Origin of the sequence: Pseudomonas sp. TAE6080 (assembly GCF_018732265.1) — a bacterium.
GTDB classification, from domain to species: Bacteria; Pseudomonadota; Gammaproteobacteria; order Pseudomonadales; family Pseudomonadaceae; genus Aquipseudomonas; species Aquipseudomonas brenneri.
Map to the genome: position 1 here is coordinate 24,980 of NZ_JAHIDY010000004.1, position 13,447 is coordinate 38,426.

Annotated in this window: 16 protein-coding genes; 14 read left to right on the top strand and 2 right to left on the bottom strand. The window is 62.9% G+C overall.

Annotated features, from left to right (window positions below):
- Positions 1-143: 143 nt before the first annotated feature.
- Together KL786_RS04740 and fliK are read right to left on the bottom strand one after the other, a co-directional pair.
- Positions 144-473 (bottom strand): EscU/YscU/HrcU family type III secretion system export apparatus switch protein, encoded by a 330-nt coding sequence (locus KL786_RS04740; protein ID WP_215516929.1) that lies wholly within the window; start codon positions 471-473, stop codon positions 144-146.
- Positions 470-2,047: a flagellar hook-length control protein FliK gene (gene fliK, locus KL786_RS04745; RefSeq protein ID WP_215516930.1), complete on the bottom strand. Its 1,578-nt coding sequence runs from the start codon at positions 2,045-2,047 to the stop codon at positions 470-472. Before fliK ends, KL786_RS04740 begins: the two co-directional genes overlap by 4 nt.
- A gap of 197 nt (positions 2,048-2,244) precedes the next feature.
- Between fliK and ccmA the strand changes: the two genes are divergently transcribed.
- The 14 genes from ccmA to phnF all read left to right on the top strand — a co-directional run bounded on the left by ccmA (position 2,245) and on the right by phnF (position 13,437).
- Positions 2,245-2,880 carry a cytochrome c biogenesis heme-transporting ATPase CcmA gene (gene ccmA / locus KL786_RS04750; protein WP_215516931.1) on the top strand — a complete coding sequence of 212 codons (636 nt, stop codon included), beginning with the start codon at positions 2,245-2,247 and terminating at the stop codon, positions 2,878-2,880.
- Positions 2,877-3,545 (top strand): heme exporter protein CcmB, encoded by a 669-nt coding sequence (gene ccmB, locus KL786_RS04755; protein WP_032859085.1) that lies wholly within the window; start codon positions 2,877-2,879, stop codon positions 3,543-3,545. Before ccmA ends, ccmB begins: the two co-directional genes overlap by 4 nt.
- An 83-nt stretch (positions 3,546-3,628) precedes the next feature.
- Positions 3,629-4,384 (top strand): heme ABC transporter permease, encoded by a 756-nt coding sequence (locus KL786_RS04760; protein WP_215516932.1) that lies wholly within the window; start codon positions 3,629-3,631, stop codon positions 4,382-4,384.
- Positions 4,381-4,557, top strand: coding sequence for a heme exporter protein CcmD (ccmD, locus tag KL786_RS04765; protein ID WP_032859088.1), 177 nt, complete (start codon positions 4,381-4,383; stop codon positions 4,555-4,557). Before KL786_RS04760 ends, ccmD begins: the two co-directional genes overlap by 4 nt.
- Positions 4,554-5,009: a cytochrome c maturation protein CcmE gene (ccmE, locus tag KL786_RS04770; RefSeq protein WP_032859090.1), complete on the top strand. Its 456-nt coding sequence runs from the start codon at positions 4,554-4,556 to the stop codon at positions 5,007-5,009. The genes ccmD and ccmE overlap by 4 nt, the downstream gene beginning before the upstream one ends.
- 3 nt (positions 5,010-5,012) lie before the next feature.
- Positions 5,013-7,001: a heme lyase CcmF/NrfE family subunit gene (locus tag KL786_RS04775; RefSeq protein ID WP_090290671.1), complete on the top strand. Its 1,989-nt coding sequence runs from the start codon at positions 5,013-5,015 to the stop codon at positions 6,999-7,001.
- Positions 6,998-7,534: a DsbE family thiol:disulfide interchange protein gene (locus KL786_RS04780; protein WP_215516933.1), complete on the top strand. Its 537-nt coding sequence runs from the start codon at positions 6,998-7,000 to the stop codon at positions 7,532-7,534. The genes KL786_RS04775 and KL786_RS04780 overlap by 4 nt, the downstream gene beginning before the upstream one ends.
- Complete coding sequence (locus KL786_RS04785) at positions 7,531-8,004, top strand: cytochrome c-type biogenesis protein (RefSeq protein WP_169955964.1); 474 nt, start codon at positions 7,531-7,533, stop codon at positions 8,002-8,004. Before KL786_RS04780 ends, KL786_RS04785 begins: the two co-directional genes overlap by 4 nt.
- Positions 7,997-9,190: a c-type cytochrome biogenesis protein CcmI gene (gene ccmI / locus KL786_RS04790; protein ID WP_215516934.1), complete on the top strand. Its 1,194-nt coding sequence runs from the start codon at positions 7,997-7,999 to the stop codon at positions 9,188-9,190. The genes KL786_RS04785 and ccmI overlap by 8 nt, the downstream gene beginning before the upstream one ends.
- Positions 9,191-9,206: 16 nt before the next feature.
- Positions 9,207-9,602, top strand: a complete 396-nt coding sequence (locus tag KL786_RS04795) for a hypothetical protein (RefSeq protein ID WP_090290673.1) — start codon at positions 9,207-9,209, stop codon at positions 9,600-9,602.
- 385 nt (positions 9,603-9,987) lie between these two features.
- Positions 9,988-10,821 (top strand): phosphonate ABC transporter ATP-binding protein, encoded by an 834-nt coding sequence (gene phnC / locus KL786_RS04800; RefSeq protein ID WP_215516935.1) that lies wholly within the window; start codon positions 9,988-9,990, stop codon positions 10,819-10,821.
- 32 nt (positions 10,822-10,853) lie between these two features.
- On the top strand, positions 10,854-11,855 hold the full coding sequence (phnD, locus tag KL786_RS04805) for a phosphonate ABC transporter substrate-binding protein (protein WP_032859102.1): 1,002 nt from the start codon (positions 10,854-10,856) through the stop codon (positions 11,853-11,855).
- Positions 11,856-11,914: 59 nt separating this feature from the next.
- Positions 11,915-12,697: a phosphonate ABC transporter, permease protein PhnE gene (gene phnE / locus KL786_RS04810; protein WP_032859104.1), complete on the top strand. Its 783-nt coding sequence runs from the start codon at positions 11,915-11,917 to the stop codon at positions 12,695-12,697.
- A gap of 35 nt (positions 12,698-12,732) precedes the next feature.
- Positions 12,733-13,437 (top strand): phosphonate metabolism transcriptional regulator PhnF, encoded by a 705-nt coding sequence (gene phnF, locus KL786_RS04815; RefSeq protein WP_166647836.1) that lies wholly within the window; start codon positions 12,733-12,735, stop codon positions 13,435-13,437.
- Positions 13,438-13,447: the final 10 nt, after the last annotated feature.

Here is a 13,447-nt window from a genome sequence, read left to right on the forward strand (position 1 = left end):
CCCAACCAATCGTTGCCCGGAGAACCAAGTGCCAGAAATAGAATCATGGCTTGACGCCGTTGAGGGCGTCAGCATTTGGGGGCTACAGCGGTGAAGGTGGCTAGATTTATCGGCGTCTGTTAGGGCCAATCGCGAGCAAGCCCTCAGTAATCATCCCCGCGCGCGGTCACATCCCGCTCCATCGGCTCAGCCTGCGGGTCATAGCCCACCGGGAATTTGCCCTTCAACGTCCAGGCAAACGCAATGATCTCGGCGATGGTGCGGTACAACTCTTCCGGAATGCTGTCGCCCAGTTCCATGCGCGCCAGCAATTTCACCAGTTCGGCGTTTTCATAAATCGGTACTTCATGTTCCCGCGCCAATTTGAGGATGGCCTCGGCCAGGGCGTCGTCGCCTTTGGCGGTCAGGGCGGGGGCGGCCTTGCCGTCGTATTTGAGGGCTATGGCCTGGCGTGGCGGGTTGGGGTTTTTCATGCGGTTTCATCCACCCAGCGTTGTTCAAGCCCGGTCTTTGGCCCGCGAGGCGGGGTGCCGAGGTGGCAGTCGATGTCGCCGACGTTGAGGCCCGATGACACCAGGCGCTCGCGCAGGCTGCCCAGGTGGCTTTCGATCAGGCTGGCGGTGAAGGGGCGGGTGGCCCACAGCTGGCTGGAGAGTTTGCCCTCGCTCAGTTGTGCCTGGACCTGCAACGGGCCCAGGGGCTCCATGTCGAAGGCCAGTTCCACGCGCCACAGCATCTTTTTCGCGTCGCGCTCGATCTTGCGCTCGGGTTCGTCCTTGTCCGGCGCCGGTTCTTCGCGCTGGAACTTGACCTGCAACGGCACGATGTCCTGCAAGGTGCGCAGGGGGATTTCCATCTGCCAGGTGGTTTGCAGGCGACCATCGGCGGTGGTGCCGGTCTGTTCCAGGCTCGACAGTTGATGGCTCTGCAAGCGCGAGATGGCAGCGGCGGCCAGGCGCAGCAGGTTTTCCAGGCTGTTTTCACCGTCCAGGCGCTGCAACAGGCGCTCCGGCAGCGGGAAACCGCCCGGTGCGGTGCGGGCGCCCACCTGGCCGAGGGTGCCCAGGGGGCTGCGGACGAAGCTGGGCAGCATCTGCGCCAAGGTGTTGGCGGCCAGGATTGCATTGAGGTTGGTGCTGGCGGGCAGGGCGGGCATCAGCTCGGCCACCAGGCGTAGCAGGCTGCCCTTCATGTCCAAGGGCGGGATCAGCGGGTTTTGCCCGGCCAGCAGTTTGGCTTCGAGGAGCGCGCCACTGTTGTGCAGCAATTGTGCGAGGACCTTGGGATTGCTGACCTGGGCCAGGTCCGGCATCCCGGCCAGTACCCGTTCCACGGCGGCGCGCAGATCCGCTGGCAGTTCGGCATTGCGTGGCAGGTTTTGCAGGGCGTTGAGCAAACCTTCCAGCGAGCCCTGGCGGCTTTGCTGGGTTGCAAGCTGCTGGCTGATCGCCAGTTGATCCTGGCGCCCGCTCAATGGCACGAAGTCCAGGGCCTGCGCACCCTGGACCACGGCACTGAGCAAACTGCCGATGCGCAGCGGCTGCGGGCTTTCCAGGGTCAGGGTCGTGCCGCTCAACGCGTTGTTGAGCACCGATACCAGCGAGCGGTACAGCGCCGGTTGCCCGGTGCCCTGGGGCAGCATTTGCGAGGTCAGCACCTTGGCTTGCAACAACGTGCCCACCGGCAACTGGTTTGTGTCGATACGGGTCAGGGCCGCGACATTGGCACTCAAGGCCTGTTGCAGGCTGATCGCCAGGTCACCCGAAGCCGTCTGGCTCACCGCCACGTTGCTGCCCAGCGGCAGCGGTTGACTGCTGGCGGCCTGCACCAGGGTTTGCCGGCCACCTTCCAGGGTCAGCTTGAGCAGCAGCTGAAAGGCTTCACCGCCTTGTTTGAGCGCCAGGACTTCGGCGTTCACGGTTTTGCCAGCGTCGATCAACCCTGTCTGGGGTTCCAGCAGTTTCAGCAACTCACCCACCGCAGGCGCAGGCCTGGGCCCGGTAGCCGGTGCTGGGGGAAGGGTCGGAAGGTTGATGTCACCGCTCATCGTGGCCGCCGTCTCAAGGAAATTGCCCTCTTTAGAGTAGGGCATCGCATGTATAATGCCGCCCGTCTGCAAAGAGCGGCGCAAAAACATCACAACTGATTGATCCAGCTCTCTAAAACAGGCCGCCAATGCGTTTATTCTGCATCTCTTTAACGGCCGTTCCACCGCCGACTTGAACCGTAAAGGCCCGCGATCTTGTGACCAGTCCACTACTTGAAGCCGTTGCGCTTGCCTGTGAGCGAGACCTGCGGATGCTGTTCGAACATCTCGAACTGCGTCTGGCGGGCGGCGACATGGTGCAGATCAGTGGGCCCAACGGCAGCGGCAAGACCAGTCTGCTGCGCCTGCTGGCTGGCTTGATGCAGCCGACGGCGGGCCAGGTACGCCTCAACGGCAAGCCCTTGCACGAGCAACGTACGGAGCTGGCGCGCAACCTGGTGTGGATTGGCCACGCCGCCGGCATCAAGGATGTGCTGACACCTGAAGAAAACCTCAGTTGGCTCAGCGCCCTGCATCACCCGGCCTCGCGCGAGTCAATCTGGCAGGCCCTGGCCGCCGTGGGCCTCAAGGGTTTTGAAGACGTGCCGTGTCACACCCTGTCGGCCGGCCAGCAGCGCCGCGTGGCCCTGGCCCGCCTGTATCTGCCGGGCCCGCCGCTGTGGATCCTCGACGAACCCTTCACCGCCCTCGACAAACAAGGCGTGGCGCAACTTGAAGAACATCTGGCAAGGCACTGCGAACAAGGCGGCATGATCGCCCTTACCACCCACCACACCTTGACCCGCATGCCCGCCGGTTACCGTGAGCTGGATCTGGCACGGTGGTCTGTATGAGTGTATTTGCCCTGTTGGTCGCCCGCGAAGCGCGTTTGTTGTGTCGGCGCCCGGCTGAGTTGGCCAACCCGCTGGTGTTCTTCGCGATTGTCATCGCCCTGTTCCCGTTGGCGGTCGGTCCCGAGACTAAACTGTTGCAAACCTTGTCTCCGGGACTGGTGTGGGTCGCGGCACTTTTGTCCGTCCTGCTCTCGCTGGACGGGCTGTTTCGCAGTGATTTTGAAGATGGTTCCCTCGAACAGTGGGTCCTTTCGTCGCACCCCCTGCCTCTTCTGGTACTGGCCAAGGTACTGGCACACTGGGCCTTCTCCGGCCTGGCGCTGGTCCTGCTCGCGCCGTTGCTGGCGATGATGCTGGGCTTGCCTGCCGAGTGCCTGCCGGTGTTGCTGGCCTCGTTGTTGCTAGGCACCCCGGTGCTGAGCCTGCTGGGGGCGGTGGGTGCGGCACTGACCGTCGGCTTGAAACGTGGTGGGCTGCTGCTGGCCTTGCTGATTTTGCCTTTGTATATCCCGGTGTTGATCCTGGGCAGCGGTGCCTTGCAGGCCGCGCTCATGGGGATGCCGGCGACCGGTTACCTCTTGTGGCTTGGCAGCCTGACCGCCCTGGCGGTAACCCTGACACCGTTTGCTATAGCGGCCGGCCTGAAGATCAGCGTCGGCGAATAATGAGGTCTGACTAGGCGTTGTCTTAGTCAGTAAAGACCCTAAGCTTCTTGCCACGACAAGAAGCAACCGTGATGGAAACAGCAATGAACTGGACCTGGTTTCACAAGCTCGGCTCGCCCAAGTGGTTCTATGGCATCAGCGGCAAAATGCTGCCCTGGCTCGCCGTCGCCGCCTTCCTGCTGATCGCTATCGGCCTGGTCTGGGGCCTGGCCTTCGCGCCGCCGGACTACCAGCAGGGCAATAGCTTTCGCATCATCTATATCCATGTTCCTGCCGCGCTGCTGGCCCAGTCCTGCTACGTGATGCTGGCGGTGTGCGGCATCGTCGGGCTGGTGTGGAAGATGAAGCTGGCCGACGTCGCCCTGCAATGCGCGGCGCCCATTGGTGCGTGGATGACGGCTGTGGCGCTGCTGACCGGGGCGATCTGGGGCAAGCCAACCTGGGGTTCGTGGTGGGTCTGGGATGCGCGACTAACGTCCATGTTGATCCTGCTGTTTCTGTACTTCGGTCTGATTGCCCTGGGCAACGCGATCAGCAATCGTGAGAGTGCGGCCAAGGCTTGTGCGGTGCTGGCGATTGTCGGCGTGATCAACATCCCGATCATCAAGTACTCGGTGGAGTGGTGGAACACCCTGCACCAGGGCGCGACCTTTACCCTCACCGAAAAACCGGCGATGCCCGTGGAAATGTGGGCGCCGTTGCTGCTGATGGTCCTGGGTTTCTACTGCTTCTTCGGCGCGGTGTTGCTGATGCGCATGCGTCTGGAAGTGCTCAAGCGTGAAGCCCGCGCCAGCTGGGTCAAGGTCGAAGTACAAAACAGCCTGGGAGCCCGTGGATGAGCTTCGCCTCTTTCAGTGATTTTCTCGCCATGGGCCATCACGGCCTGTATGTCTGGACCGCCTATGGCATCAGCCTCGCGGTACTGGCCCTGAACGTTGTTGCGCCGATCCTGGCCCGCAAGCGTTACCTGCAACAAGAGGCGCGTCGTCTGCGCCGGGAGACCGAAAAGTGAATCCGCTGCGTAGAAAGCGTCTGTTGATCATCCTTGCCATCCTGGTGGGCGTCGGCATTGCCGTGGGCCTGGCCTTGAGCGCCTTGCAGCAGAACATCAACCTGTTCTATACCCCGACCCAGATCGCCAATGGCGAAGCGCCGCAAGACACGCGCATCCGTGCCGGCGGCATGGTCGAGGCCGGCTCCCTGAAGCGCTCCGGCGACTCCCTGGACGTGACCTTCGTGGTCACCGACTTCAACAAATCCGTGACCATCACCTACCGCGGCATCCTCCCGGACCTGTTCCGCGAAGGGCAGGGCATCGTTGCCCTCGGCAAGCTCAACGCCCAGGGCGTGGTGGTGGCCGATGAAGTGCTGGCCAAGCACGATGAAAAATACATGCCGCCGGAAGTGACCAAGGCCCTGAAAGAAAGCGGCCAATCCGCGCCAACCCCAGCCAAGGAGGGTTAAGCGATGACCTCTACATTGTTTATTCCCGAGTTGGGCCAGTTGGCGATGATCCTCGCCCTGTGCTTTGCCATCGTCCAGGCCATCGTGCCGCTGCTGGGCGCCTGGCGTGGTGATCGGCTGTGGATGAGCCTGGCGCAGCCGGCCGCCTGGGGGCAATTCGCGTTCCTGGCGTTCGCCTTCGCTTGCCTGACCTACGCCTTTATGACCGACGACTTTTCCGTCGCCTATGTCGCCAGCAACTCCAACAGCGCCTTGCCCTGGTATTACAAGTTCAGCGCCGTCTGGGGTGCCCACGAAGGTTCCCTGCTGCTCTGGGCCCTGATCCTCGGCGGCTGGACCTTCGCCGTATCGGTGTTCTCCCGGCAGTTGCCGCAAGTGATGCTGGCGCGGGTGCTGGCGGTGATGGGCATGATCAGCATCGGCTTCCTGCTGTTCCTGATCATGACGTCCAACCCGTTCGAGCGGATCTTGCCGCAGATTCCTACCGATGGCCGCGACCTCAACCCGCTGCTGCAGGATATCGGCCTGATCGTCCACCCGCCGATGCTGTACATGGGTTATGTGGGTTTCTCCGTGGCCTTCGCCTTTGCCATCGCCGCCTTGCTCGGCGGGCGTCTCGACGCCGCCTGGGCACGCTGGTCGCGGCCGTGGACCATCGTCGCCTGGGCTTTCCTCGGTATCGGCATCACCCTGGGCTCGTGGTGGGCCTACTATGAACTCGGCTGGGGCGGCTGGTGGTTCTGGGACCCGGTGGAAAACGCCTCCTTCATGCCCTGGCTGGTGGGCACGGCGCTGATCCACTCCCTGGCCGTCACCGAAAAACGTGGCGTGTTCAAGAGCTGGACCGTGTTGCTGGCCATTGCCGCTTTCTCCCTGAGCCTGCTGGGCACTTTCCTCGTGCGTTCCGGCGTGCTGACCTCGGTGCATGCGTTCGCCGCCGACCCTGAGCGCGGTGTGTTTATCCTGATCTTCCTGCTGTGCGTGGTGGGTGGCTCGCTGACGCTGTTCGCCTTGCGTGCGCCGGTGGTCAAGAGCCACGTGGGCTTCAACCTGTGGTCGCGGGAAACCCTGCTGCTGGGTAACAACCTGGTACTGATAGTCGCTGCCTCGATGATCCTGCTGGGCACCCTGTATCCGCTGGTACTCGATGCCCTGACCGGCGCCAAGCTGTCGGTCGGCCCGCCGTACTTCAATGCGCTGTTCATCCCATTGATGGGCCTGTTGATGGTGGTGATGGCCATTGGTGTGCTGGTGCGCTGGAAAGACACCCCGGTCAAATGGCTGCTGGGTATGCTGATCCCGGTGCTGCTGGGCAGTGCCGCCTTGTCGGTGATTGCCGGGATTGCCTACGGCGACTTCAACTGGGCGGTGCTCGCCACCTTCATGCTCGCTGCGTGGGTGCTGCTGGCCGGTGTGCGCGATATCTTCGACAAGACCCGCCACAAGGGCCTGATCAAAGGCCTGCCGACCCTGACCCGCAGCTACTGGGGCATGCAGATTGCCCACATCGGCATCGCCGTGTGTGCCCTGGGCGTGGTGTTGTCCAGCCAGAACAGCGCCGAGCGCGACCTGCGCCTGGCCCCTGGCGAGTCCATGGACCTGGCCGGCTACCAGTTCGTCTTTGAAGGCGCCAAGCACTTCGAAGGGCCGAACTTCACCTCTGACAAAGGCACCGTGCGCGTCGTGCGCAATGGCAAGCAAATCGCCGTGCTGCACCCGGAAAAACGCCTGTACACCGTACAGAGCTCGATGATGACCGAAGCCGGGATCGACGCTGGGTTCACCCGTGACCTCTACGTGGCCCTGGGCGAGCCGCTGGGCGATGGCGCCTGGGCCGTGCGCGTGCACGTCAAACCGTTTGTGCGCTGGATCTGGTTCGGCGGCCTGCTGACCGGCTTCGGCGGTCTGCTGGCCGCGATGGACCGGCGTTACCGGGTCAAGGTCAAGAGCCGGGTGCGTGAAGCCCTCGGCATGCAGGGAGCTGCGGTATGAAGCGTTGGTTGATGGTCTTGCCGCTGGCGTTGTTTTTGCTGGTGGCGGTGTTCCTGTACCGGGGCCTGTACCTGGACCCGGCCGAGCTGCCGTCGGCGATGATCGGCAAGCCGTTCCCGGCGTTCTCGCTGCCGACGGTGCAGGGTGACAAAACCCTGACCCAGGCCGACCTGATCGGCAAGCCAGCGCTGGTCAATGTGTGGGCCACCTGGTGCATCTCGTGCCGGGTGGAGCATCCGGTGCTGAACAAACTGGCCGAGAAGGGCGTGGTGATCTACGGCATCAACTACAAGGACGACAACGCGTCGGCCTTGAAGTGGCTGGCCGAGTTCCACAACCCGTACCAGTTGGATATTCGCGATGAAGACGGCAACCTCGGCCTGAATCTCGGCGTCTACGGTGCCCCGGAAACCTTCTTTATCGACGCCAAGGGCGTGATCCGCGACAAGTTCGTGGGCGTGATCGACGAAGTGATCTGGCGCGAACAACTGGCCGCCAAGTACCAGGCCCTGGTGGATGAGGCCAAGCCATGAAACGTTGGCTGACCGCTGCTGTATTGGCGCTGGGGCTGGTGGGCGTGGCCCATGCTGCCATCGACACCTATGAATTTGCCCGCGATGGCGACCGCGAGCGTTTCCGCGAATTGACCAAGGAACTGCGCTGCCCCAAGTGCCAGAACCAGGACATCGCCGACTCCAACGCGCCGATTGCCGCCGACCTGCGCAAAGAGATTTTCCGCATGTTGGGCGAGGGCAAGGACAACCAGCAGATCATCGACTTCATGGTTGATCGCTACGGTGATTTTGTCCGCTACAAGCCGGCGCTGACCGGCAAGACCGCTTTGCTCTGGTTTGGCCCCGCCGCCCTGTTGCTGGGCGGCCTGGTGGTCATGGCCGTGATCGTCCGCCGTCGCCGTGCGGCTCCCACCGATGGCTCCGACGCGCTATCTGCCCAAGAGCGCCAACGCCTCGACCAACTGCTGGACAAAAAAACTGATGATTGATTTCTGGCTCGCAGCTGGCCTGCTGCTCCTGGTTGCCTTGAGTTTCCTGTTGATCCCGGTGTTGCGCGTACGTCGCGCCCAGCGTGAAGAAGACCGCACCGCCTTGAACGTCGCGCTGTATCAGGAACGTGTCGCCGAACTGCAAACCCAACAAAGCGAAGGTGTGCTCAACGCGGCGCAACTCGACACTGGCCGCGCCGAAGCCGCCCGTGAATTGCTCGCCGATACCGAAGGCGTGGAAAAACCCCGCGAATCGCGCCTGGGCAAGCCGCTGCCACTGCTGGCGGCGGTATTGGTGCCGGTATTGGGCCTTGCGCTGTACCTGCATTACGGCGCTATCGACAAGGTTGAACTGACCCGCGAATTCGCCGAGCCACCGGTGTCTCTTGCTGACATGACCCAGCGCCTGGAACGGGCGGCGGCGGCGCAACCGGATTCGGCCGAAGGCCTGTACTTCCTGGGCCGCGCCTACATGGCCCAGGACCGTTCGGCCGATGCGGCGAAAGTCTTCGAGCGCGCCGTGGCCCTGGCCGGTCGCCAGCCAGAATTGCTCGGGCAGTGGGCCCAGGCGCAGTACTTTGCCGACAACAAACAGTGGTCACCCAAGCTTCAGGCCCTGACCGACGAAGCGCTGAAGCTCGACCCGAAGGAAGTCACCAGCCTCGGCCTGCTGGGTATCGCCGCCTTTGAAGGGCAGCGTTACCAGCAAGCCATCGACTACTGGAACCGCCTGCTGGCTCAGTTGCCGGAGAAAGACAACTCCCGCGCCGCGCTGCAAGGCGGCATCGACCGCGCAGCCGAGAAGTTGAAAGAGGGCGGCGGTACCGTCGCACCGACTGCCAAGACCGCCGTGATGAAAGTACGGGTGGACCTGGCGGCCGACGTCAAAGCCCGCGCTCTGCCGACTGACAGCGTCTTCATCTTCGCCCGTGCCGTTTCCGGCCCGCCCGCGCCACTGGCCGCCAAGCGCGTCACCGTGGCTGACCTGCCGGTGACCGTCGAACTGGGCGATGCCGACGCGATGATGCCGCAGTTGAAACTGTCCAACTTTCCCGAAGTCCAACTGGTTGCGCGCATTTCACGGGCCGGTCAACCGACTGCCGGCGAGTGGATCGGCCGCAGTCAACCCCTGGCCAGCAGCACCACCGCGACCCAGCAGTTGACCATCGACAGTCCGGACAAATAATTTCGAGGAAGCCCCCATGACCGCCATCGCTCGTATCACCCTGCTCAGCCTGGTATTGGGCCTGAGTGCTTGCGCGGTCCACCGGCCACCTCCTGCCCCTACGGGCCCGACCATTCCACCGTCGGGTCCGTCGACCAAACCGGTGACCAAACCTTCCGGCCCGGTCACCGCCCCGCCCAAAGCACTGCCCAGTTCCTCTCCCACCTTCGCTCCCCCTCCGGGCGCTGCCAGCCACTGGGACGGCAAGATGGGCGTCTACGTGCTGGACGAACAACCGGACACTTTCTACCGCCAGCGCACCTACTACCGCTGGAGCAACGGCTGGAGCCGCTCCATCAGCCCGAACGGGCCCTGGGAAGAGACCAATGTGCAGGGCGTACCGCCGGGGTTGAGCAAGCACTACGCGCAATGACAAAAGGCGACCTTCGGGTCGCCTTTTTCATGCCCGCCTGGAACACCGCTACCCATGCCATCACCCTTCTACTGTAGGAGCTGGCTTGCCAGCGAAAAACTCCCAGACGCTGCGGTCATCCTGAATGCCCGCGTCATCGTTGACGGCCATCGCTGGCAAGCCAGCTCATACAGGGACTCGCTTTCGCGAGCAAGCCCGCTCCCACAAGGAGCTGCGGCGGCTTCAAGAAACACGTGCCTGCGTCATTCCAACCTTTCATAAAACCTTCATCAAACCGCCCCCCTCCCGTCATGTGCAAGTCATAGGTCTGACACCTGCCGCGCCTACTGTCGTTTGAACTCAAACACAGCCATGGAAGGCTGTTCAAACCAAGACAGAGAAGCCCATGACTCCCGCTATCCATGTCGATCACCTGAACAAGACCTTTGCGAAGAAAACCGCATTGGTCGACCTCGAACTCACCATCGCCACGGGTGAGATGGTCGCGCTGATTGGTGCGTCCGGTTCCGGCAAGTCCACGTTGTTGCGCCATTTGGCGGGCCTGGCCTGTTGCGACAAGGGCAATGGCGGCAGCGTCAAGGTGCTGGGCCGGGAGGTGCAGGCCAGTGGGCGGTTGAATGGCAAGGTGCGCAGGTTGCGGGCGGATATCGGCTATATCTTCCAGCAGTTCAACCTGGTCAATCGCCTGAGTGTGATCGACAACGTGCTGCTCGGTTGCCTGGGCCGCATGCCGCGCTGGCGCGGCAGCCTCGGGTTGTTCAATGCCGAGGAAAAGCAATGTGCCATGCAATCTTTGGCGCGGGTCGGCCTGGCGGACCTGGCCCAGCAACGCGCCTCCACCTTGTCTGGCGGCCAGCAGCAGCGCGTGGCGATTGCCCGGGCGCTGACCCAGCGCGCCGAAGTGATCCTCGCCGATGAACCCATCGCCTCACTCGATCCAGAGTCGGCGCGCAAGGTCATGGAAATCCTCGCCGACATCAATCGCCGCGACGGCAAGACCGTGGTGGTGACCCTGCATCAAGTCGATTACGCCATGCGTTATTGCCCGCGTGCCGTGGCGCTCAAGGGGGGGCGCATTCATTTCGACGGGCAGGGCAGCGCGATGAGCAGCCATTTCCTCAACGATCTGTACGGTGCCGATGTCGACGCCAGCCTGATGATTTGCGACCAGTCCCGCCACGCCGAGCTGCCCCAGCGGCTGGCCCTGGCACGCGCTTGAACCCTTACTTACGAGCCACAGGAGCCTGTTCCATGTTGAACCGTATCGGTCATGTTTTTCTGTCTGCGGTGTTGTTGGCCAGCGTCGCCATGGGCAATGCCCAGGCTGCCGACAAGGCGATCAACTTTGGCATCATGTCCACCGAGTCTTCGCAGAACCTCAAGAGCATCTGGCAGCCATTCCTGGATGACATGCACAAGAAGACCGGCCTGACCATCAACGCCACTTTCGCCTCCGACTACGCCGGCCTGATCCAAGGCATGCGTTTCAACAAGGTCGATGTGGCCTGGCTCGGCAACAAGGCGGCGATGGAAGCGGTGGACCGCTCCAACGGCGAGATCTTCGCCCAGACCGCTGCCGCCAACGGCGCCGCCGGCTACTGGAGCCTGTTGATCGTGCGCAAGGACAGCCCCCTCAACTCCGTTGAAGACATGCTCAAGAACGCCAAGAACCTGACCTTCGGCAATGGCGACCCGAACTCCACCTCGGGCTATCTGGTGCCGGGCTACTACGTGTTCGCCAAGAACAATGTGGATGCGGCCACCGCCTTCAAGCGCACGCTCAACTCCAGCCATGAAGTCAACGCATTGAGCGTGGCCAAGGGGCAGTTGGACGTGGCCACCTTCAACACCGAAAGCTGGGACCGCCTGGAGGTCACCCAACCGGACAAGGCCGCGCAACTCAAGGTGATCTGGAAGTCACCGCTGATCCCCGCCGACCCGCTGGTGTGGAGCAAGGCGTTGACCGACAGCGAGAAAACCAAGATCCGCGACTTCATCTTCAACTACGGCAACACCGATGAAGAGAAGGCGGTACTCAAGAACATGCAACTGGGCAAGTTCCTCGCTTCCAACGACGACCAGCTGCTGCCGATCCGCCAACTGGAGCTGTTCAAGCAGCGCACCACCATCAGCGCCGACAGCAAGCTGGCCGAAGCTGACAAGGCCAAGAAACTGGCAGAGATCGATGCTGACCTGGCCAAGCTGCAACAGCGCCTGACCGAGCTGGACAAGAAAACCGCCGCCAACAGCTAACCCCCTGTGGGAGCGGGCTCCCACAGGGGCCCAGTTCCAACAATCATCGAGAGTGACCCATGACTACGTTGCACGCTGAAGCCGTCGGCAAGCGCACCTGGCCGCAATACCTCGGCTGGGGCCTGTTCCTGGTGCTGTTGGCCTGGGCCTGGAAGGGCGCCGAGATGAACCCGCTGGCGCTGTATCGCGATTCGGGAAACATGGCGACCTTCGCCGCCGACTTCTTCCCGCCGGACTTCCATGAATGGCGCTCTTACCTCAAGGAGATGATCGTCACCGTGCAAATCGCCCTCTGGGGCACGGTATTGGCGATTGTCTGCTCGGTGCCCCTGGGCATCCTCTGCGCCGACAACATCACCCCATGGTGGATTCACCAGCCGCTGCGCCGGGTGATGGACGCCTTCCGCTCGATCAACGAAATGGTGTTCGCCATGTTGTTCGTGGTGGCGGTCGGCCTGGGTCCGTTTGCCGGCGTCCTGGCCTTGTGGATCAGCACCACCGGGGTCCTTGCCAAGTTGTTTGCCGAAGCGGTCGAGGCCATCGACCCAGGCCCGGTGGAAGGGGTGCGCGCTACCGGTGCCAGTGCCTTGCAGGAAGTGATCTACGGCGTGATCCCGCAAGTGATGCCGCTGTGGGTGAGCTACGCGCTCTACCGCTTCGAAGCCAATGTGCGCTCGGCAACGGTGGTGGGCATGGTCGGCGCCGGCGGGATCGGGGTGATCCTGTGGGAGAACATCCGCGCCTTCCAGTTCGTCCAGACCTGCGCAGTGCTGCTGGTGATCATCGTGGTCGTAAGCCTGATCGACGTGCTGTCCCAACGCCTGCGCAAGCGGTTTATCTGACTTCGGAGGGGTGCCTGAGGGCGCTTTTTTAAAGCATGCAGTTGTCTAGACAAGATGAGCCGGTGTACCGCGAACTCGCCGATATCCTGCGTCGCGAACTCAGCGACTACCAGGCCGGTGACTTCCTGCCGGGCGAGGTGCAATTGGCCGAACGTTTTGGCGTCAACCGCCACACGCTGCGTCGGGCCATTGATGAGTTGGTGTTCGAAGGCAGCCTGCTGCGTCAGCAGGGCAAGGGCACGCAAGTGCTGGACCGGCCGCTGATCTACCCGATGGGCGCCGACACCGCCTACAGCCAATCGCTGTCGGCCCAGGGCCACGGGGTGCAGGCGCTGTTGCTCAAGCGCCGTTATTGCTACGCCAGCCGCGACGAAGCACAGCACCTGGGGATCGCCGAGATGGCGCCGATGATCGAACTGCAAACCCTGCGCAAACTCGACCAGCAGCCGGTCAGCCTGATCCGCCATCGTTACTGCGCCAGCCATGCGCCGCTGCTGGCGGATTACAACGGCGGCTCCCTGCGTCAATACCTGCGCGAGCGCGACCTGCCGCTGACCCGCACCCAGAGCCTGATCGGTGCGCGCCTGCCCAACCGTGATGAGGCCGCGCTGCTGATGATGCCCCGGCACTTGCCAGCCTTGACCGTATTCACCCTTTCCCGCGATCGCGATGGCCGCCCGGTGGAGCTGGCGCAGTCCACCAGCCGTTCGGATCGCTTCCAGTACCAGGTGCTGACCTGATGGAGACTTT